The organism is Flavobacterium sp. PS2 (genome assembly GCF_046250155.1).
Classification (GTDB): Bacteria; Bacteroidota; Bacteroidia; order Flavobacteriales; family Flavobacteriaceae; genus Flavobacterium.
The window spans coordinates 3,175,544-3,197,507 of sequence record NZ_CP176426.1 but is presented as its reverse complement, the minus strand read 5'-3'; the positions used below and the strand labels follow the sequence as shown (position 1 = coordinate 3,197,507).

Below are 21,964 nucleotides of genomic sequence, written 5' to 3'. Positions count from 1 at the left end.
TCTTTTAATTAAAAAAAGTCTTAATTACTTTTTCAATTCTATTTTTATCTTCATCTGTAAAATTTGAACCAGACGGTAAACACAAACCTTTTTCGAATAAATCTTCTGCAATTTTTTTTCCATAATATGGGTAATTACAAAACAAAGGCTGCAAATGCATTGGTTTCCATAAAGGACGAGATTCTATATTGGCTTGTTCAAAAACTAATCGTAAAGTTTCTCTATTAATTTTATTGTCACTATCATTTTTAAATAAAATGGTACTTAACCAAAAATTTGAAAAATAATCCTCATTAGGCTCTTCAAAAACTGTCACTGCATTTATATTTTGAAATATATTTACATAAAAATCATGTATAGCCCTGCGCGAAGCAATATTTTCTTCTAATATTTTCATTTGTCCACATCCAATTCCTGCGCAAATATTACTCATTCTATAATTATAACCTACCTCACTGTGCTCATAATGTTGAGCATTATCTCTTGATTGAGTAGCGTAAAAAATAGCTTTTTCTTTTAATCCATTTGAATAGCTAACCAGGGCACCTCCTGCTGAAGTTGTAATTATTTTATTACCATTAAATGACAAGACTCCAAAATCACCAAACATCCCACACTTCTTCCCTTTATAGCTACTACCCAATGCTTCTGCACTGTCTTCAATTATTGGAATCCCATAATGATTAGCAATAGCATGGATTTCATCTATTTTATAAGGCATTCCATATAAGTGAACTGTGATTATAGCTTTAGGTTTCTTTCCGTTTGCAATTCTATTCTTAATTGCTATTTCTAGAAATTCTGGAGAAATATTCCATGTATCTATTTCACTATCGACAAAAATAGGAGTTGCACCTTGATACATAATTGGATTTGCAGATGCAGAAAATGTCATACTTTGGCAAATTACCTCATCACCCGATTTTACACCCAATAAAATTAATGCTAAATGAATTGCAGCTGTTCCAGAATTTAAAGCTGCTATAGAAACTTTGTTACCAAAATAATCTTCTAACTTATTTTCAAAATCATCAACATTAGGTCCTCCAGATGTAATCCAAGAATTCTTAAACGCATCTTGAACATACTTTTCTTCAAATCCACTTTGTTGCGATAATGATAAAAAAATCCTTTTATTTTTCATCAATTTTCCAATAATCAGAATCATAACGAACATCATCATCGCTTACATTTGCTAATGGCAATGTAGAAAATGATATCAGTTTAGAACCTTTTTCTAAACATTGGATTGCATTAGCATAACCCGCAGGAATATAAACAATTTTACCATCTTCAGCTGATACAGATATCGTCTCCACAGGCAAATACTTTGAAGGACTCTCCCAATTATCAATTTTTACAAAATGGATTTTAAAGGCCCCACTCAGACAATAAAAATTTTTAGAATCTAATTTATGTCCTTGCCAAGCACGAATAGGATTTTCATCTGAATTACTAATGATATAAAATCTCTCAATAGTCTCAAAACTAAAATCATTTACATACGAAATAGTCCCACGATGGTCAGAAAAATTTCCTCCTTGAATTATTTTTGGAATCATGTATTTAATTTTAAATTACTTTTCTTCATAAAATAAAACTTCAAAGTATAAATCAAAAGTAATGGTATAATAATTACTATAAATAATAACATATCTTGAACTTTTTGATATAAGAAAATAACTAGAGCAGAAATTACTATCTGAGCAATTGCAAAATACAAAGCAACCAATCTGTGCTGTATTTTATATTCATTAGTTAAAATTTGATAAAAATGTAAGCGATGCGCTTCAAAAATATTTTGTTTTAAATATAATCGATGTATAATAGTAAGTATTGCATCAACACCATAAATTGCCAAAAACAAAAGCCAAATTACTGAACTTGTCACTAAAATAATTTTCAAAATCAAATAAATCACCCAAAACGCAATAGCGATACTACCAATATCACCTGCGAAGCATTTTGCTCTTTTTCTATAATTGAAAAATAGAAAGACTAAACAAGCTATCATCGCATACTTTATAAAAGCTGCATCGATAAATAATTGAATCTTCGTATTTACATATAACAACGACCCCATTACCACTAAAGTATACAAGCCCGTTATACCATTTATCCCATCCATAAAATTATAAGCATTAATTAATCCTATGGCTAAAATATAGGTAATAATGACTCCATGTAATGGCATCAAATTAAAAACGTTTAGATTATAAAAAATTAAAGTAATAGCTAAAAAGTGAATTGAAATTCTTATTTTATTTGATAGACTTTGAATATCATCCCAAAAACTGACTAAACTGACTAAAGTAATTCCTGTAAAAAAAAAGTAGTTATCTTGAATATTCTGTATAAAGTATAATAACGCAGAGAACCAAAAAATAATTCCACCACCTCTTAAAGTAATTTCAGTATGTGAACTTCTTTCATTAGGTCTGTCAATAATATTAAATCGATTAGCTACTTTAAAATAAAGTAGTATTATAATCATTAAAAGAATTCCTAGGATTGTGTATTGCATTATTTTTGTTGAAGTTTTTGTATTTAAAGTTCCACAATGTAGTATTAAATATATAATTTTAAATTTTTAACTATTTAGTAAAAGATGATTTACCTCTATCCATATTCTAAATCTAATTCTATTGAACCTAATAACATTCACTAAACTAACATATCAAAGTCCTTATTAATCAAAAATATTCTCTTTTATTAATTCTGGCTCCATAATTTTTGAAGAAAACCATAAAATATTATCGTAAGGTATAAGTCTAGGCATATTCTTTTTTTGAAATTCAAAATCTACTCTTAACCCATTTAAAAATGCGCTAAAATACAATATATAAAAAAATAGAAAAAGAGCGATTCTTCTTGTATTGATTTCTAAAGAGATTAAATTAGCCACTACTATAATTTCAAAGATTCTAAAATAAATAAAAATCCTCGTCAAATCATAGTTTTTAGAAAATATATTAATAAAAACAATTGAAAAACAATATAATACTAAAAAATATTTCTGATAAGGATATCTATTATCAAACTTTTTTGAATAATATAAAATTAAAATTCCTTCTAAGTTTAAAACAATAATCTTCCAAATACTTACTGGCTTTATTTTGTCAGAAAAATAATAAGCATATCTGCTTTTTTCAAATAATTCATGAAAAACCTGAAAAAAGTCAAAAGAAGATATAAGAAAAGAAAAAATTACCATCCCATAAAGATGATTAATTTTCATCCTATCCCCATATTTAAAAACTAATAAAAATAAAAATAAAGGAACTAAACAAGTATTATGTATTGATACACCAATAAACATTAACAAAAAAAATATCACATACTTTCTATTGATTAAATAATAAAAAGCGTAAAAACTAATTGCTACTGATAAAGATTGTCTAACAAGTGTAAAGGAGGTTAAATATAAACCAGGAATTATAATATAAAATAATAATGCTATATTTGGATTAATCGCATATTTTTTAACCCCGAGATAAACAAAAAAACAAGTAAAAAAAGAAAAAAAGAAAAAAAGAAAACTAGGTGTTAAATTAAACCACCTAAACACATTCATAATTGCTAAGTATCCATATTCTAAATCATTATCACGAGTTTTGTACAGATACCATGAAACATAAGAATTATAATCGTAACCTATTCCTTTTCGTAGTCCAGAAATTAATACAATTAATATTAATACAATAATACCAATTACTTTTCCTCTAGGAGGATAAAAATACTCGACCAATACTAATCCTGTAATAAATAAAAGAAAAAAAATATAAAAAAACATTTATTTATTTATTTATTTAAAATCGGTTTTTACTCAAAATAATATTAACCAGAACTTCTGGTGTTATGAGTTGAATCGCTTTGTTCTTTTTATTACTAATCTAAGCTTTCTCTTTTCAAATAGTCTAAAACTGGTTCAGGCTTCCAATTCAACGATCGTCTAGCATTTGAATCATCAAAAGTTAAATCCGAAATTATTTTTTTTACTTTTAAAGAATTAATTGGAGCTCTATTCCCTAATAAATCTCCTATTTTACCAAGAAATCTAGCTGCAAAAACAGGTAAATTAAAATATTTTTTATTATTTTTTGAAATTGCTAAACTTAATTCATAAAAACTAGGATGAAAACCATCTGTAAGATTATATACTCCTCCAACTAAAGAAACATCTGGAATGATCAAAGCTACATCATCAGACAAAACCATACTTTTTCTTGCTTTTCCTTTTCCAATATTAAAATAATAGTTTTTATTTATAGCCTTTATCATAGTCCCTAAATTACCTGGTGGCTTTTTACCGACTAATAAAGGTAAACGCAAAATTGTACAAATAACATTATTTCGTTCACACCAATTTATGATCAGTTTTTCTGCCTCAATTTTACTTAGTCCATAAGAATCTTGAGCCAATAAAGGATGATTTTCATTGATATTATTGCCTAAATCCTGTCCATAAACAGCTACAGAACTTATAAAAACAAATTTTTTCGGTAAACTAGATGCTTCTAATCCTTTTAAGAGATTAAATGTTCCTGAAAAATTCACATTATAAAATTCAGTTTTTTCAGATTCAGTTTTTGGAATACTATGCGCTTTGCCAGCCGCATGAATAATTAAATCAAATTTTTCTATAAAAACAGGTATTTCTTTATCTAAAGAAATCTTATAATCAGAATTAGCCCTTGATAAAGTGGTAATATTATGATCATCAGATAATTTATTTTTTATAACTGTTCCTAAAAAACCATTTGCTCCCGTGAGAAGTATATTCATTTAATCATTTTTAGTAATTATCGTTTGTTACGTTCACATAACCAAGTAAACGATTCATTATCAAAAAACAACTCCTCTAACCATCCAGTAATAGACATTTGATGATACAATTTTTTATCGACATCAATAAAAGGCAAGCTAAAAAAATTGCAATTTAAATCAATATTATTCCTATCGATAACGTAAATATTATTTTCATTATAGAAAGGATATCTTTTAATATCAATATTTGTGGTTATCAGTTTTTTACCACTACCTAATGCTTCAAAAACTCTCATTGTTAACCCTCTTTGATTAGGATGATTGATATCTAGGACAACTTTTGATTCTTTATACAATTCAATTATTTGCTCATGTTTTAAGCTAAAAAAAGAAATTTTATTATAATTAAACTTTTTAAAGGAAGAGTCAAATAGTTTAAAGAACAAAAAAACAATTCTACTTGGTGAATAATAAAATGCATAATTTTTAAGCTTGTTTTCCTTACACCATTTACTAGCTTTTTCACTAATGACGTATCTGTCTGAATGTGCCGTGCCAATAAAAAGCAAATCATATTTAAAATGCTCATTATTGATCAGTTTGTAATAATCATCTGAAAAAAACAATGGTCGAAAACTTAAATCATAAACCTTTGAATCTTTAGAATCAAAAGTAAATTTTCTATCAAAATTTTTTAAAATATCAATACCATTAGGGTTGTTCTCGAAAGAATCAAACGTATAATATAACAAAATAATTTCAGGGTTTAACTCTACTATTTTCTCTATAAAATACTGTGGAATAACTTCTCCTTTAATTAAAAAAAAATAATTATAGCGTTTTTCTTTAATTTTTATTAAAACATCATTATAGTAGTTACGTATTCTTACATTATAGAGGCTTCTCTTTAACCTAATTACTCCCTTTGTAAGAATTGAATTGCTAGGTCTTTCGTCATAATAATCAACTTCTGCACCCAATGATCGCAATTTATCAGCAATAATATTCTCATAGTTAAATAATTTGACAGAAAAAAAAAGTATTTTCTTATTGTGAAAATTTCTACTATCCATTACTTTAACAAACCTTTCTTTTTCATTTCTTCAAGAGAGATACTTAATTTATCCTCTTGAATTTCTTGTTCTAACACCCATGCTGAAAATTTCCTTATACCCTCATTAAAATATACAGTAGGTTCAAATCCTAAACATGTTCTAATTTTAGTTAAATCGGCATAGTTATGACGAATATCACCTAACCTGAATTTACCCGTTATGGTTACAGGGACATTAATATCATAAGCCTTTATTAATGAATTAGCTACTTCAAGAACGTCTGTTGCTACACCCGTTCCAACATTAAAAACATGCCCATTAGCCTCTTCTTTTTCAATACCGAGAATTGTTGCCGTGACAACATCATCAATAAAGACAAAATCGCGAGTTTCTTTTCCATCCTCAAAAATTTGAATTGGGTTATTATTTCTAATTTGAGTCGAAAAAATAGATAAAATCCCAGTATAAGGATTTGATAATGATTGTCCTGGCCCATAAACATTTTGATATCTAAATCCAACTGGAGCAATTCCAATAGTTGGACACACTGTCATAATCATTTGTTCTTGATTCTGCTTAGTAATACCATAAACCGAAGATGGATGAATTTTAGAATCTTCATCAGTTGCTAATAACTCAAGTTCTTCATAATCTGCGTAGGAAAGTTCGAAATTACCAGCTAACATATCATCCTCTCTTCTATGCGATGGATATACAATCCCTAATTTTGGATGTTTATATTTTCCCTCTCCATAAATAGAACGTGAAGAAGCTATTACAATTTTCTCAACTGAACTCTTTTTATTGGCTAGTATATCAAGCATAATTGCAGTACCCTGAATATTCACTTCTGTATACTTTTCTATACAATACATAGACTGCCCTGTACCTGTTTCAGCTGCAAAATGCACTATCACATTTTGATTTTCTAATGCCTTTTCCCAGTCAGCTCTGGATGTAACCGTTCCTTCAATGAATACTACTTTATCTTTTATCTTTTTAAATAATGGAGATGTCTCCACAGGATTCTCTCCATGTATTTGTTTTGAAAGATTATCTAAAACCGTAATTTTATGTCCTTTTTCTATAAGTTTAAGTGCCAGATTACTTCCAATAAATCCTGCTCCTCCAGTTATTAATATATTTTTCATTATTTATTATTTATTATTTTATCCCATCTCTGGGTTTCAAAATTATATCTCTTTATTGGACGAGCCGGTGAACCAACAGCAATTACATAAGGTGGGAGGCTTTTAGAAACAACTGAATTCGCTCCAACAATAGTTCCTTTCCCTATAGTTACCCCTGGTAAAACGGATACAAATTCCCCTAACCAAACATTATCATTTATAAAAACGGGATTAGAGAAAAGTTTTCTCTCCGCAGGGATACTATTAGGATTACAATCATTAAAATCTCCAGAGTAACTCCCATGACTACAATCTGATATATAAATTTTACTTGCCATAAGTACATTATCTCCGATGAAAACATTTTCCATTGCAGTGATATGCACATAATCATTCATTTGAACATTTTTACCTATATGTAAAACTTTATTTTTATCTTTTGGATAAGCTTCCAATCTACATCCAACCCCAGTAGTAAACCCAGCAGATATTGACATATATTTTTTTCCCCTCAAATCAAAAGGAAATCTGATTATACGTGCATTACTCCAAATTAATTTAGTTCGGATTAGCCAAATAGTTAATTTAATAAATGTTAATAAGGAATATCTATTTCTCAAAATATAATTCTTTGTAAAATTCTGTTGTTTGTTGATAAGTGTTTTCCCAACTAAATCTTTTAGATTTCTCAAATCCTTTTTCAATTGTTTCTTTTCTCAAATGGCTAGCAAATGTTAATTCTTTTATTTTTTCAGAAATTTTCTGAGCAGTTGGTTTTCCTATCATTAAATATTTATTCCCTAACACTTCTGGTATTGATGAACTATCCGTTGCTATAACTGGACAACCTGCACGTTGTGCTTCTATAACTGGAATTCCAAAGCCTTCATATAATGACGGATAAAGAAGACAATAAGCTTTATTATAACAATAATTTAAATCTTCAACACTTACACCTAAAAGTATTGAATAATTTTTATCCCCTAATTTCGCTTTTAATTTATATGCCTCCTCTACTGTTAATTCGCCACCTCCGATTATCAAAAGTGGTATTTTAGCTAATCGACATGCATCAACTGCCATGTCAAAATTTTTATATATAGCATTTCTATCTCCAATATATAAAGCATAACTATAATCCTCAAATGAATGTTTTTTTTGCAAAACGTAATCATGATTCAATAATCTAAAACAATTATCAACACCATTATAAATAACTCTAATTCTGTTTTCGCTAATGTGTGGCAAAAAATGTAACAAATCTTTCTTTGTACTTTCCGAAACACAAATGATACCTTGAGAGCTATTAATTGCCTGATTCTTTTGCCAAGAATGTACACCCTTCTTCAATCCATTCATAAAATACTCATAGGTAAAATCATGAACCGTTGTAACATTAATTATATTTATACCATTTTCGACTCGATAATGTGAAGAATGAAAAATATGTTTAGTCTTAATCTTTGAACTCAAGTTTAAATAACGTTTTATAAATAAATATCGAGAACTCCTTAAATTTACTAAATCATTATTTATTGTTAATTGTTTTCTAAAAAAATTATGTCCAGCATTATCGTATTCTAAAAAGAAAGACTTAAACTCTCTATCTTCTAATAATCTCTCCAAATGCTGTTGCCAAACAACTGAAGCTCCACCAGATTTTTGCAACGAAAAAATTATATTGTCTAATAATATGTCCATTAATTGATTCCTTAAATTAACAAATATTCTAATCTTTTATCTTCCTCCTGTTATAATACTAAAAAAATTAGGAAAAACTCTTTTCAAATACAATCCCAGAAATATACTGATTGATATTACAAATAGAGGAGAAGTAACATATAGAAGTAATTTTAAAAATTGACTTTCTCCTAATATTTTATAAAAAACAATTTTTATTATTTCTAATAATGGTTCATGAAAAGCATATATAAAAAATGACATCTGTGTTAATGATAAAAATTTGGAATTAATACCAGCTTTTTTAAATAAAAAATCATAAAAACTCCAAACAGCAAACAAACCAACTAAAATTCCAAATTTATGAAGAGAGTTTATAATACTTTTATTTAAAAATCCTTTATATATAAGTAGTGTTTCAGAAAAAACTAGTAAAAACCACAACAATACTAAAAAGATACTATTTTTAAATAATTTACTAACATTTAAATCTATCTTATTGATTACTAAAAACAATCCTAGAACAAAAAATAATATTGCTTCATTAGAAAAAATCACAAAATCGATCTGAAACCACCAAGTAATTAAAAAAACAAATAATGTTAAAATCTTAAAAAACCTTACAAGTGCATATAATAATGGAGAGAATATCATCAATACAAACAAATCTCTAATAAACCAAAACTGAAATGGTATTGGATGAACAAAAATAGTTTCTAATACTTCATGAAAATTATAGTCAATAATATGTTTTTGCTTAAAAAACATACCTATTTGCGGTAAACTTTGTAATAATAAAAAAATAAAAAATAAAGAAAAAGACCAAAATAAATATGGAATGACTAATGATTTAAATCGCTTTTTTAAAATCAAAAGATACTCATCAAAAGTATTTTTCTTGTTTAAAAAAAGCAAGTAACCTGAAATTACAAAAAAAATAGGCACTGCAACTCTAGCAATTCCCTGACTTATAAAAAATTGAATAAAGAAATCATATCCTTTTGTAACACTAGTATCATTTAATATTTCTTCTCCTAAATTATATGAATGCAAAAACACAACCATTAACATAGAAAAAAAAGAAATCACTTTCAATTTATCACTTAAATACTTATCTATCATTATTTAAAATCCCACATTGTTTATTTAAAAAACTCTTTTATAATTTTATATTATTTTCATTTCTTTAAATAAAAAAGTCCATCTCGCAATTATATTTTCCTCTGAATACTTATTCGAATTATTTTTTGCATTTATACTAAACTCTTTACGCAAAATTTCATCCTTAATCAATATTGCTACTTTTTCAGAAAACTCAATAATATCACCATTCTCAACTAAAAAACCATTATTATTATCTATAATTTGGTTTGGACCTTCGGGACAGTCGAATACAACAACAGGTAACCCAAAACTTTGAGCTTCTAAAAGAACCATCGGAAATGCTTCAAAATAAGATGTCATAATATAAATTGAACTATTTAAATAATAACTTTTCACGTCCGTTGATGCTCCTTTCAATATTACAAAATCGATTAAATCTGCTTCCTTTATCAACTTCTCAACTCTATTTCTTTCTGGTCCATCTCCAACTATAATAATTTTCCAATCAGGAAACTTTTGCTTCAAATGTGTAGAAATAAGTACCAACCTTTCCAAACCTTTCTCAGTACTTAATCTTCCAACCATCAAAATTTGCTTTTCAATAAGTTGAGACACTTTTTCAGTTTTGAATGAAACTGCATTAGGAATAACAACAACTTTAGAATACTTATAAAAGCTTTGATTGGCTTTCTCAGATAAAACAACTATTTTATCCAAAAACCGATATGTTAATCTCATAAATAATCTAGAAACCTTTGGAATACTAGAATAAACAATATGTTCACAAGCAATAAGCTTAGTTTGATTATTTGTTTTAACAAAAGGTAACAACCAATTATTATTATGACCTGTTGAAATTATAAAATCTTCATTTGTATTTTTAAAATACTTCCTCAATAATAAAACTGTTGTTAAACTCCATTTTATTTTTCTTAATAATTCATGTGGTAAAATATCGTTATTTAGAAAAACTAATGAAACTTTATCGTCAATTTTATAATAACTTTTTTCATTTTCTGTTTTTGATAGACTTATGATAAATACATTATATTTTTTTTTACATAACATATTTGCCAAAGTTACAACAGCCCTTTCCGTTCCTCCAGTTTTCGAAATATCAGATATTATTATAGAAACTTTCATTTATCTTTCACTTTTAACTTCTTACTATTACTATATATTTCAAAGCAAAAAAAGAAAAATATTGCCCATAATAAATCTCTACCTGAATAGAAAAACTCAGAGCGAACAATATATACCGAATACGAAATCATTACTGTATAAGCAATAAGAGCATAAATATTACTTTTGGCAAAATAAAGAATTTTAGCAATGTATCTACCTAATAGGGACATAAAAAAAATCACACCTACCATTCCAAACGAGATATAAAGATCTGCTATTATATTAGTACCTAAACCTAATTCACTTTCTCCTCCTAACGAAATTTTTGTAATTAGTGAAGCTGAAGAAGCGTCCCAAGGATTGATGCTTAAAATTGAAAATACAATACTTTGCATGAAAGGAAAAGGCGCTAATAAAACAGATAACATAGATTTTCCAAAAGTCATACCATATACATCTACATAATCGACAGCCACATATGTATTTCTGTTATTAATAATCAAATCCATAACAACATCAGCTAGTCCAGATAACTCTCCTCCCCCTCGCATAATATTAATTGCGAACATACCCAAAACACCAATAACTATTAATGGAACAAATCGTAGAAAACTTATTGGGCGATAAAACATAGTAAATAATGCCCCACAGATTAGCAACAGCTGTAGCGTGTTTGCACGACTACCAGACATCAACATAAGTATCATAAAAGTTAATGTATATATTACCAAAATCTTGTTTAGTCTTTTATAATAAAACTTATTTTTATTTATTTTATACAAATTATTAAACTGTAAAGCAAGAGCACAATATAAAAATGGTGGTGTAAATGCTCTGAAATAAGACCCTAATCCTGATGACTGCACTATTTCACCTGAGTATGCTCCTTTTAAACTCGCATAACCTCCAGAGGCAATAAATAACAGAAATGAAATTGCAGAAATGACTGTGAGACCAGTCACAAAGCTATAAGATTTGATTTTTGAGACTTCAGTGCTGCCTATAGCGGTAAAAGAAATACTCCCTAAAAAATAAGATTGCATTCCTAATAATGAAAGTGCTGTCGATCTAGAAATAACATTTTCATTAAACTCATATTTAAAGGCAAAATATTTTAATGGATCACTCTGAAACATAAATACAGGATAAAAAAACATCACAAAAAAAAATGAAAACATAAAAATCATATCAAAATCAAAATAATTTTCTTTCTTTTTAGCTCTAAGAAATAGAAAAGAACTTGAGAGGTATTGAAGCATACAAAACAAGTTAAATTCATAATTATAATAATGAGGAGCAAACAAAAACAATAAAATCGATTCTATTAAAAGAATCAAAAAAAGTATTGTCCAATTTGTAAATTTTATATTTTGCATTTGTTTTTCTTTAGCAAAAGCTATTTCAAATATTTCAAAATCAAAAAACAAAATAATTTTACTAATTTATTTATTTTCGAAGATGATAAAGGAATGTCTTTTACACTAAATTCTTTTATATTAGATGAAATCCTTTTATCGTTTATTATTTTAGAAAACTCTAAAAACTTACCTTTTAATGACTGATTGTAAACCAATGAATTTAAACAAAAGGTAAATGTTATTTCAAATAAACTAATTTTAAATCTCTGCTCAACTTCATCCGACATTATATTATTTTCAGACAGAAGTTTCTTAATTTTATTGTGCATTACAAAATATTTTTCTGTAAAATCTTTCTTATATGAAGTCATTGTACTACCATAACGAATCATATAATGATAAAAAGATTTTTGTACGAAAAAAAAAGTTGGGTTTGATGCGAAAATAGTTAGATTAAAAAGTTTGTCTTCATAAAGAAAAACTCTTTCACTTACAAATCTTAATTTTAATTTTTCTATGTACTCACGTTTGTAGATTTTATCGCAAGGAGAATTAGAAGAAAACAGCTTTATAGAGGGAGCAATACCTTCGTTAATCATAAAATTAGAATCAATTAATTCTAATAATGGCATCCTTGGTGCTTCTGAACTTCCGTCTGGAAAATCATAAATTAAATTACAACAAATTAAATCATATTTTTTTAGAACACTAACTTCATAAAGAGATTGATACATATCTGATTCTATCCAGTCATCACTGTCTACAAAAGCAATATATTCTCCTTGTGCTACATCAATCCCTCTATTTCTGGTCAATCCCTGACCAATATTTTGTTCGTTTTTATAACATTTCAATCGATCATTCTTAACTTCATATTCTTTCAAGATATTAAAAGAATTATCAGAGGAACAGTCATCGATACAGATTATTTCTATATCTGCAAGTGTTTGGAATAACACACTGTCTAAACATCTTTCAATAAATTTTTCAGCATTAAATACTGGAATTATAACTGAAATCTTTGGCATTTATTTTTATTTTATTTTCTTACAATTGAATCAAACAATGCTAATAAAAAATACTTAACTGATTTCAGTTTATCTCTAAAATTAAAATTAGAAATAAATGATTTTAGAAATAATTTAAAGCCTTCCATATTTCTTATTATAACAAACACGTATTTCCAATAAAGAAATAGAAATCTATAATCTTTAGTATATAGATATAACTCTTCATTAATTAAAAAAGCTGTTTTCATTTTATCATTTCTAGCATTGCCGCTAAAAATTCCACCATCATTTATTCTATAAACTCCTGCACAAAAATTTAAACAGATACCTTTACCTTTTTGCAAAAGGAAATAAAATATATGGTAATCCCTATAATGTTTAAAATAACTATATTTACTTAATGCATCTAATAGATCGTCTTTTATTACAACTGCAGAAAGTGGCTGTGATAGCCAATCCTTAAAAAAAACATCCTTATTAATTTCGATATTCTCATCTAAATTTTGATTCAATGGGTGGATATTTTTATCAAATGAATTATCATTTTCATAAAAAATTTTATATCGATGCGTACAAAAAGTAAGATTTTTATTTCTCTCCAGAAAATCTACTTGCCTTTGTAACTTTAAAGAATCAGTCCAGTAATCATCTCCTTCACAAATAGCAATATATTTCCCTCTCGCTTTAGGAAGCATAATATCATACCATATGTTTACGCCTTTTTTGGTAAATTGATTTTCAGATTGATATATATTAAAAAATAAATTGGGATGTTTTATCTCGTAGTCTTTAACAATTTCTGCAGTACTGTCGGTAGATGCATCATCATGAACAATTATTTCAAATAAAAAATTTGTTTGTTGCATTACAAAACCATCTAAACATTCTTTGATATATTTTTCGTGATTAAATGATGTACATATAACACTCAATATCGGTGTATTGTCTTGCTGCATTCTATTTTGGGATCGCTATTATACTTTCCTTATATCTATAAAAAACAGTAGTATCATCTTTAATTGACTTATCTACCATCATTCCAGCTTGAATCATATTTTGACTCCCAATGGTGATATTTGGAATCACTGTAGATCTGATACCAAAAAAATTATCATCTCCAATTGAAACTCTCCCTGCAATCCCAGTTGTAGAGAAAAAATTACCATTACCTATAACACAATCGTGACTTATGAAACTATAAGATGTTACCATATTAAAATCTCCGATTTCTGTATTAGGACCAATAATGCAAAATGGATAAATAATATTACCTTTTCCTAATCTAATTGTATCTGGTATAATTACTGAACTATGTATAAATTGAAAGAATGTAACTTCCTTTATTTCCAATCTTGAAATAATTTCATTCCTAAATTTAATGTCCGAGATACCTATTAGAACTTCAACATCTTCCTCAAAATTGTAATTATCAATATCTCCAAGGACAGGTTTTTGAAGCTTATACTTTTTCCAATATTTTTCAATATTATAATCGTAATCAATATAACCCAACAAATCGATTTGAAATTGAGATTCAACAAACTTGTTGTTATCTTCTATATATGAGGTCAACTCTGCAGCAACTGCCCCAGTACCTATAATTACAATTTTTTTCATATAATTTTACTAAAATCAATATTATCAAAATAAAACACTTCCCCATGACCTGGATAAACCACTATATTTCTATTACTAAATAATTCTTTCAACGCATAAATTGTCTCAGAAAGTTCTTTTTTACTACCACTTGGTAATTTTGTTACCGTTTTAGTATCTTTAATAAAAACATCTCCTACAAAAAGCATTTCATTTATCCAAAAAGAAATAGATCCTTGTGAATGTCCTGGAGTTTCTTTAAACTGGACTGAATACTTACCAAGATTTAAAACTTCATCAGAAACGATTAAAACATTATTGGTCATAGGAATTTCAAATCCTATTTGATTATAAAATATTGATAAATTTTTCTTTTTATTAATTATACTTTCTAGACATTTTTCTGCACAAACCACCTTACAATCAAACAGTTCCAATAGCTTATTGACTCCCCAAATGTGATCAAAATGTTCATGAGTTAATATTATATATTCCGGTACTAGATTTTTTTTTTCTAAAAAAAGTAATAATTCATTACAATCTTCTGTTCCTGGATCAATTATTATACAACTAGAGTTTAAATCATTGTATACTACAAAACAATTGGAATCAATTGGTTGATTTTGGATTATTCCAACTAATATTTCCATTTTTACCCGGTAATATTAATTGTTCTTCCTCCATCGATTGTAAGTTGTTGTCCTGTAATCCATCTTGCATTTTCTGAAAGCAAAAATGTAACTGCTTGACAAATATCATTGGGTGTACCTATTCCTAAAGGATAAACAGCCAACATTCTGTTTTTTAACTCTTCATTTCCTAGAATTTCTTTTGTCATTTCAGTTTCAACTGCACCTGGCAGAATAGAATTAACACGGACCTTAGGGGCTAACTCTATTGCTAATGATCTCATTAAACCATCAAGTGCTGATTTTGATGATCCATAAGCACTCATTGCTTTCGCTCCATGATTACTTATGTTACTTGATATAAAGACAACACTTGACAAAGAGCTGTTATTTAATTTCTTATTTATAAGTATTTTAGAGATAAGATTGGGAGCAAAAACATTTACATTAAAAGTTTGCCTTAAAATATTCAGATTTGACATTTTTAAAGGAGCCATTTTCATTACTCCTGCACTATGTACAAATTTTACAATTTCAATAGCATTATTGAGTAAAAATAGACTTAATGAATTTTCTACTTCTTCGATTTCTTCTAAATCACATAGCCATATTAGTGCGCTATTTTTTTTATTACAAAATCTTTCAACCTCCTTTAATTTCTCTAGATTTCGACCGTGCAACACTACATTATAATCATTAGATAACTGAATCGCTATCTCTTTTCCTATACCTGATGTAGTTCCTGTAACAAGAACAAATTGCTTTTTTTCCATATTATTACTGTGCTGTAAACCCTCCATCGACATTTATTATCGAACCTGTAATCCACTTAGCCATATCTGATACTAAGAAAGCAATAGAATCTGCCACATCTTCTGCATTACCAAGCCCAAGTGGATGAAGTTTATTGATTAATTCATCATATTCAGAATTAAAAGATCCACTAATTGAATCTAGCATATTTGTTTTCACAAACCCTGGCGCTATACAATTTACTCTAATTCCTTTAGGAGCCAACTCAATTGCAAGAGATTTTGTTATTCCATGCAAAGCTGATTTTGACATTGCATAACCAACATTTGCCGCAGACCCAACACACCCATATACAGATGATATAAAAACAAATGCACCGGATTCTCCACTAAAAACTGATTTATTAGAGCAAATTTTAGCTAATTCTAAGCCAGCAATTGAGTTAATCTTTAAGACATCTAATAACACTTTTTCATTAAGAGCTTTCAGAGGAGACAAATATGGCCTTCCAGCTAAATGAACAAAACCATTAACTTTTCCAACTTCTGATATTGCACTAACAATTTTTGTTTTTAACTCGTTTGAATCCAATAAGTCAACAAGTAAAACTTTTGTCTTATTCTCACACATTTCTGCGGTTTCTAATAGTCCCTTTTCATTTAAATCTATCAAAATTAGTGTCGCTCCTAATTTTGACAATAATAAACTAGTTGCTTTACCTATTCCCGAAGAAGCTCCCGTTATAATATACTTTTTACCCGCTAATGAAATTGGATTATACACTTTTAGAAATTTAGTTACTTTTTAACAATTCGTACAAACCACCAATAGTCTTAGCCTCAATAATTTGAGCCGCCGTAATACTCTTTTGAAATTCTTCACCTGAATAAGCAATTATTGATAAACTGGTCAAAGAATCCCATGCATCAAAATCAACTATACTATCTGTTAATTCTACAGTATCTTCCTCAAACAATTCAGCCATTTTTTCTAAAAAATCTTCCATTTTTTTTGTTTTTTTTTTAATATTCTATTATTTCACAAAAAGATAAAGGTCCAACATCCATAAGCAATGAAGCCCATGTCAAGCCTACTCCAAATCCTGAAAAACAAATTTTCAACTTCTTTTCTTTAATCTCCTCTGATATGTTAAAACATGTAACTACTGGAATTGTTACACCACTAGAATTCCCAAAGTTTTCCACAACATTTGCAGGCATCTTCTCTCTGCTAATTCCAATCTTGTCTGCAACTTTGTTTAACATAAATTTATTTGGCTGATGAAACATGTAATAATCTACCTCATTCTTATCAATCTTTGCTGCTTGCAATAGCGAATCAATCATTGGAGGAACTTCTGCTTGAACAAAATTAAACACATCATCTCCCTTCATTACAAGGTTTTCCTTGCTTCTAAAATTACCACTAATATCTTCATACATAACTCCTGTTTCATCAGAAATTGGCAACCTAGATCCACCCGCTGGAATTTGTAAAGAGAATGCTCCCGTTCCATCCATTTTTATTGTTCCGAAAATTTCTTTTTTTTCAGATGACTTTTCTATTATTGTAATTGAAGCAGCATCCCCAATTAATGGATTACTGTTTCTATCTCTTTTTGATACTTTAGTACTCAATACATCAGCATTTACTAAGACAACTTTAGAAATTGAAGATTGTTCCAGTAACATGAAAGCCTGATTTAATCCGATAATAAAACCAGCACATCCTTGATTTATATCCAAACAAATCATGTCTTGTTTTAGATTAAAATGTCCTTGAATAACATTACTAGTTGGAGGCATAATATAATCTGGTGATTGAGTCACAAAAATAAGTGCATCAATTTCCTCTTTTTGCAACTTACCTGTTGAAAAAAGATAGTCAAGACCTCTAATAGCTAAATCAGACGAACAGATACCTTCTGGAGCCACTCTCCTCTTATTTAACCCAAGAGCGGCTTTTAATTTTAGAGATTTTGCAGTAGAAAAATTATAATTTTCCATTTCGTCTTCAAACTTTATTTCATTTGAAGGCATTATCACCAACATTCCCGTAATTTCTTTGTCTTTGAAGTACAAATTCATTATTTGATGTATTTAATCAATAAACTAGAAATAGTTTCAACATTTGCAAAATTTTCTGGTAATATATCTGTTCCATCAATTGATATTTCAAAAGACTCATCCAAACTTGTTACTAAGGTTACCAAATCAAACGAATCTAACATTCCAGCTTCAATAAAATTTTCAGTTGGCTCATTAAAATCAAATTCTGGTCTTATATCATTTAAAATTGATATTATTTTATCATTCATATTTTATCATTTTATTTGTGAGCACAAAATTATACATTTTTTCTTCAACAAATCCATAATGCTTATATCTCTTTATTGCATTTTCATTACTCTTTATTACCCAAAACAGATGTCTATTTGTATCCTTACCTCTATTTTCAAAAACATTAAAAAGTTTAGATCCTATTTTTTTTTCTCTAAAATCAGGATGCACAAACCAATATCTTAAGTATAAAGTACTTCCAATAATTTCGTAAATCAAAAAACCACCTATCTCATTCTCATCTTCAAAAATCAAAACATTTTTATTTTTTATCCATCTCTCTAATTCCTTCTCTTCTGGTAATTGTTCCGCTTTTTCATCAAAAAATGTTTGAAATAAATTATACAAAGAATTTAAATCTTTAATTGAAGCGTCTTTTATTCCTTCAATCGCAACCGATGAAAAATCCTTCTTTACATTTAACCTATTCATTCTAACAAGCGACGTATAATAATTAAAAGATTGGCTATAAAATATGTCTAACAATTCTGAAGTCTCTTCTCTTTGTACAATATCTAAAATCAATTTTTCATCTTCAAAGTCCTTCATCAATTTAGAAAGTGAATTTACTAACTCTTCATTAGAAGATGCAATAAAAAACAATACATAAAAATCAGATTTTTTATTAAGAAAATAAGTTACTTCAGCAAATTCTATTATATAAAAGTTTCCTTCAGATATCCAAACTTCATTCTTTTCACGGTTCGGGTAAAAATTAGTAATTATTTTCTTTTTAAAATTTTTAATCCTAACCACAGCCTGATTAATTTCACTAAAATCGCTTACTTTTCTCATTACATATTAATCTTATTTTTAAGAAAAAGACGATCTATTTTTCCATTAGTATTTCTTGGTAATTCTTCCATAAAAATATAAACAGTAGGAATCATATATTTTGGAAATACTTTTGTAAGTTCTTTCCTGAACTCTACAATAGAAATCTCATGATTTGCCTCATAAAAAAGAGTAATTTCTTTTTTATTTACATTATAAACGATACAACCGTTCTTAGCTATTTTTAAAGTATTAACAATAACATGTTCTATTTCACCCAATTCAATTCTATATCCTAAATGCTTAATAAGACTATCTTTTCTACCTTTAAAAATAATTTCATTTCTATTATTAACAGAAACGATATCTCCCGTTCTATAAATAATTTCGGGATAAGACTTATTAAGTGGATTTTGAACAAATGCTAATGAAGTTTTTTCAGGATTATTATAATACCCCATTGCAAGTGAAGTTCCTCTAACACACAATTCTCCCTCTTCCCCTTTTTCAACTAATTTATCTTCATCATTAAGGATCAAAACATCCGTATTTCTACAAGTAAAGCCAATTGGCAAAGGCTCATCATCTGGAATGTCTCTATCTATAATAAAATAAGTACAATCTAATGTAATTTCAATAGGCCCATATAGATTAGCAAATAAACATTCCTTTAAATTGTCTTTCCAATAATTAAATTGCTTTGTTGGAAATACCTCACCTGCAAACCAAACAGTTTTTAGAGAAGGCAAGTTTATTTTGTCTAACAATGTCATATTTGCAATATTGACCATAATTGTTGGAACCCAAAAAAGGAACGTTATTTTTTCTTTTTCTAAGATTTCTAAAATTTTAATGGGAAATGCTGCTAAACTATCGGGTATCAATACTATAGTAGAAGCTTTAGACATAAGCATACATAATTCGTAACTGTAAATATCAAAAACTAATGGAGACAAAGACCCTATTATTTCATTATTTGAAAACTTAAAAGTGTCAATCGACCATTCTGTAAAATCGACGAAACTTTTATGATTAAGTACTACACCTTTTGGTGTACCTGTAGATCCCGATGTATTGATTATGCAATATGGATCAGTATCAATTAATCCACAAAGTCTATTTAGCAATATTTCATCTTCACTTACATTATTACTAAAATCAATAGCATCAATATTTAATATTTGATGAGAAGTTCCTAAGCCCTCTATTTGTTTTAAATACGTAGAATTTGTGATAATTAATTGTGGTTCTATTAATGAAATAATATTATTTATCCTATCCATAGGAGTCTTAATATCTAAATTCATATAGATATTTCCACTAAATGTAATAGCAACATTAGAAATGACACTATCTATTGTTTTTGGAAGAAAAACTGCAATTGGTTTATTCACATGATTAACATGATTAATTATATGATGTGCCAAAATTTTAGATTTCACATCTAATTCGGCGAAAGTTATCTTCCTATCACCTTCAATCACTGCAGTTTTACTGCCATTATTTATTACCGTTTCAATAAAATATTCTATTATATTTTTAATCATTTTATTTTATTTTAATTATTCTGAACTCTTAAAATTAATCTACAAATTAAATCTACTTCTTCTACAGTTAAATCATAATATAAAGGCAAGCACAAAACACGTTTAGATATGGTATCAGTTACTGCAAAATATTTAGGTTCAAGATATGGCAAGGCACTAGCTAAAGAAGGGTAAAAATAACGCCTTGTAAAAATTTCATTTTCATCTAAAATTGATTTAATCTTGAGTAATAATTCTTCACTTTCAAGAACTACACAATAATATGCAAAATTTTGATCAGAATCTTTATGCCAGATTGGACGATAGGCTTTTAATCCCTGTAGTCTCTCATCATAACGAGATACCAATAGTTTTCTACTATCATGTATTTCTTTAATATAATTCAAATTTACTAAACCCATAGCTGCATGAAACTCAGAATTCTTGCCATTAATTCCTAATTCAGAGAATGTATCAAATCCAGAAATTCCAAAATTGCGAGTATGAGCAAGTCTCTTAAGTAAGTCTGAACATTTTGTAATAATTAAACCTCCCTCAATTGAATGATATAATTTAGTAGCATGCAATGAACAAGTAGTGATGTCTCCGTATTCAAAAATAGATTTACCTTTAACTTGAACCCCAAAAGCATGAGCTCCATCATAGATTACTTTTAAATTGTACTTTTTTGCAATATTTTCAATCGCTACAACATCACAAGGATTTCCATATACATGGGTTGCTAAGATTGCTTCTGTTTTATCAGTTATTGCACTCTCAATTTTTGAGGTATCAATATTTAACGTTCTCTCTTCTATATCTACAAAAACAGGTGTACATCCTTCCCAAACAATACATGATGTTGTTGCTACAAACGAAAAAGGGGTGGTAATTATTTCTCCACTTATTCCTAAAGCTTTAATAGCCATCTGTAAAGCTACAGTACCATTGGTCACAAACAACAAATGATTTACTTTAAGATACTCTTTAAGATTCATCTCTAACTCACTCGCAAGTGGTCCCATATTTGTTAGCCATTGTCTCTTCCAAATTCCATTAACAAATTGTTGATATTCTTCTTGTGGAGGTAAAAATGGTTTAGTAACTGGTATCATATT

General features: G+C 28.0%; 24 protein-coding genes. All 24 read right to left on the bottom strand.

What is annotated here, in order from left to right; translation table 11 throughout:
- Positions 1 to 4 precede the first annotated feature (4 nt).
- The 24 genes from ACJ6WR_RS13905 to ACJ6WR_RS13790 all read right to left on the bottom strand — a co-directional run bounded on the left by ACJ6WR_RS13905 (position 5) and on the right by ACJ6WR_RS13790 (position 21,961).
- Positions 5 to 1,144 (bottom strand): DegT/DnrJ/EryC1/StrS family aminotransferase, encoded by a 1,140-nt coding sequence (locus tag ACJ6WR_RS13905; protein ID WP_409415540.1) that lies wholly within the window; start codon positions 1,142 to 1,144, stop codon positions 5 to 7.
- Positions 1,134 to 1,562, bottom strand: a complete 429-nt coding sequence (locus tag ACJ6WR_RS13900; RefSeq protein ID WP_409415539.1) for a hypothetical protein — start codon at positions 1,560 to 1,562, stop codon at positions 1,134 to 1,136. The genes ACJ6WR_RS13905 and ACJ6WR_RS13900 overlap by 11 nt, the downstream gene beginning before the upstream one ends.
- Positions 1,559 to 2,524: an MraY family glycosyltransferase gene (locus tag ACJ6WR_RS13895; protein ID WP_409415538.1), complete on the bottom strand. Its 966-nt coding sequence runs from the start codon at positions 2,522 to 2,524 to the stop codon at positions 1,559 to 1,561. Before ACJ6WR_RS13895 ends, ACJ6WR_RS13900 begins: the two co-directional genes overlap by 4 nt.
- 165 nt (positions 2,525 to 2,689) lie before the next feature.
- Entirely contained in the window at positions 2,690 to 3,793 is a 1,104-nt protein-coding gene (locus ACJ6WR_RS13890; protein WP_409415537.1) for an EpsG family protein, read from the bottom strand.
- A gap of 95 nt (positions 3,794 to 3,888) precedes the next feature.
- Positions 3,889 to 4,785, bottom strand: coding sequence for an NAD-dependent epimerase/dehydratase family protein (locus ACJ6WR_RS13885; RefSeq protein ID WP_409415536.1), 897 nt, complete (start codon positions 4,783 to 4,785; stop codon positions 3,889 to 3,891).
- A 17-nt stretch (positions 4,786 to 4,802) separates the two neighbouring features.
- A complete protein-coding gene (locus ACJ6WR_RS13880) occupies positions 4,803 to 5,840 on the bottom strand; it encodes a hypothetical protein (protein ID WP_409415535.1) in 1,038 nt (345 codons plus the stop codon).
- Positions 5,840 to 6,973 (bottom strand): NAD-dependent epimerase/dehydratase family protein, encoded by a 1,134-nt coding sequence (locus tag ACJ6WR_RS13875; RefSeq protein ID WP_409415534.1) that lies wholly within the window; start codon positions 6,971 to 6,973, stop codon positions 5,840 to 5,842. The genes ACJ6WR_RS13880 and ACJ6WR_RS13875 overlap by 1 nt, the downstream gene beginning before the upstream one ends.
- Positions 6,973 to 7,449: an acetyltransferase gene (locus tag ACJ6WR_RS13870; RefSeq protein WP_409415533.1), complete on the bottom strand. Its 477-nt coding sequence runs from the start codon at positions 7,447 to 7,449 to the stop codon at positions 6,973 to 6,975. The genes ACJ6WR_RS13875 and ACJ6WR_RS13870 overlap by 1 nt, the downstream gene beginning before the upstream one ends.
- A gap of 112 nt (positions 7,450 to 7,561) precedes the next feature.
- Positions 7,562 to 8,653: a glycosyltransferase family 4 protein gene (locus ACJ6WR_RS13865; protein WP_409415532.1), complete on the bottom strand. Its 1,092-nt coding sequence runs from the start codon at positions 8,651 to 8,653 to the stop codon at positions 7,562 to 7,564.
- A 36-nt stretch (positions 8,654 to 8,689) separates the two neighbouring features.
- Positions 8,690 to 9,754: an acyltransferase family protein gene (locus ACJ6WR_RS13860; RefSeq protein WP_409415531.1), complete on the bottom strand. Its 1,065-nt coding sequence runs from the start codon at positions 9,752 to 9,754 to the stop codon at positions 8,690 to 8,692.
- 45 nt (positions 9,755 to 9,799) lie between these two features.
- Positions 9,800 to 10,879, bottom strand: coding sequence for a glycosyltransferase family 4 protein (locus ACJ6WR_RS13855; protein ID WP_409415530.1), 1,080 nt, complete (start codon positions 10,877 to 10,879; stop codon positions 9,800 to 9,802).
- Positions 10,876 to 12,237 carry an O-antigen polysaccharide polymerase Wzy gene (gene wzy, locus ACJ6WR_RS13850; RefSeq protein WP_409415529.1) on the bottom strand — a complete coding sequence of 454 codons (1,362 nt, stop codon included), beginning with the start codon at positions 12,235 to 12,237 and terminating at the stop codon, positions 10,876 to 10,878. The genes ACJ6WR_RS13855 and wzy overlap by 4 nt, the downstream gene beginning before the upstream one ends.
- 20 nt (positions 12,238 to 12,257) lie before the next feature.
- Positions 12,258 to 13,247 (bottom strand): glycosyltransferase family 2 protein, encoded by a 990-nt coding sequence (locus tag ACJ6WR_RS13845; protein WP_409415528.1) that lies wholly within the window; start codon positions 13,245 to 13,247, stop codon positions 12,258 to 12,260.
- Between the two features lie 11 nt (positions 13,248 to 13,258).
- Positions 13,259 to 14,185: a glycosyltransferase family 2 protein gene (locus ACJ6WR_RS13840; RefSeq protein WP_409415527.1), complete on the bottom strand. Its 927-nt coding sequence runs from the start codon at positions 14,183 to 14,185 to the stop codon at positions 13,259 to 13,261.
- Between the two features lies 1 nt (position 14,186).
- Positions 14,187 to 14,846 carry an acetyltransferase gene (locus ACJ6WR_RS13835; RefSeq protein WP_409415526.1) on the bottom strand — a complete coding sequence of 220 codons (660 nt, stop codon included), beginning with the start codon at positions 14,844 to 14,846 and terminating at the stop codon, positions 14,187 to 14,189.
- Positions 14,843 to 15,475: an MBL fold metallo-hydrolase gene (locus ACJ6WR_RS13830; RefSeq protein WP_409415525.1), complete on the bottom strand. Its 633-nt coding sequence runs from the start codon at positions 15,473 to 15,475 to the stop codon at positions 14,843 to 14,845. The genes ACJ6WR_RS13835 and ACJ6WR_RS13830 overlap by 4 nt, the downstream gene beginning before the upstream one ends.
- Positions 15,476 to 15,477: 2 nt before the next feature.
- Positions 15,478 to 16,227 (bottom strand): SDR family NAD(P)-dependent oxidoreductase, encoded by a 750-nt coding sequence (locus ACJ6WR_RS13825; protein WP_409415524.1) that lies wholly within the window; start codon positions 16,225 to 16,227, stop codon positions 15,478 to 15,480.
- A 4-nt stretch (positions 16,228 to 16,231) separates the two neighbouring features.
- Positions 16,232 to 16,990, bottom strand: coding sequence for an SDR family NAD(P)-dependent oxidoreductase (locus ACJ6WR_RS13820; protein WP_052259364.1), 759 nt, complete (start codon positions 16,988 to 16,990; stop codon positions 16,232 to 16,234).
- 10 nt (positions 16,991 to 17,000) lie between these two features.
- On the bottom strand, positions 17,001 to 17,213 hold the full coding sequence (locus tag ACJ6WR_RS13815) for a phosphopantetheine-binding protein (RefSeq protein WP_409415523.1): 213 nt from the start codon (positions 17,211 to 17,213) through the stop codon (positions 17,001 to 17,003).
- A 16-nt stretch (positions 17,214 to 17,229) separates the two neighbouring features.
- Entirely contained in the window at positions 17,230 to 18,294 is a 1,065-nt protein-coding gene (locus tag ACJ6WR_RS13810) for a 3-oxoacyl-ACP synthase III family protein (RefSeq protein WP_039111711.1), read from the bottom strand.
- Positions 18,294 to 18,524 carry a phosphopantetheine-binding protein gene (locus tag ACJ6WR_RS13805; protein WP_039111712.1) on the bottom strand — a complete coding sequence of 77 codons (231 nt, stop codon included), beginning with the start codon at positions 18,522 to 18,524 and terminating at the stop codon, positions 18,294 to 18,296. Before ACJ6WR_RS13805 ends, ACJ6WR_RS13810 begins: the two co-directional genes overlap by 1 nt.
- Positions 18,517 to 19,341: a GNAT family N-acetyltransferase gene (locus ACJ6WR_RS13800; RefSeq protein ID WP_039111713.1), complete on the bottom strand. Its 825-nt coding sequence runs from the start codon at positions 19,339 to 19,341 to the stop codon at positions 18,517 to 18,519. Before ACJ6WR_RS13800 ends, ACJ6WR_RS13805 begins: the two co-directional genes overlap by 8 nt.
- Positions 19,341 to 20,867: an amino acid adenylation domain-containing protein gene (locus tag ACJ6WR_RS13795; RefSeq protein ID WP_409415522.1), complete on the bottom strand. Its 1,527-nt coding sequence runs from the start codon at positions 20,865 to 20,867 to the stop codon at positions 19,341 to 19,343. The genes ACJ6WR_RS13800 and ACJ6WR_RS13795 overlap by 1 nt, the downstream gene beginning before the upstream one ends.
- An 11-nt stretch (positions 20,868 to 20,878) precedes the next feature.
- Complete coding sequence (locus ACJ6WR_RS13790; protein ID WP_409415521.1) at positions 20,879 to 21,961, bottom strand: DegT/DnrJ/EryC1/StrS family aminotransferase; 1,083 nt, start codon at positions 21,959 to 21,961, stop codon at positions 20,879 to 20,881.
- Between the last annotated feature and the right edge of the window lie 3 nt (positions 21,962 to 21,964).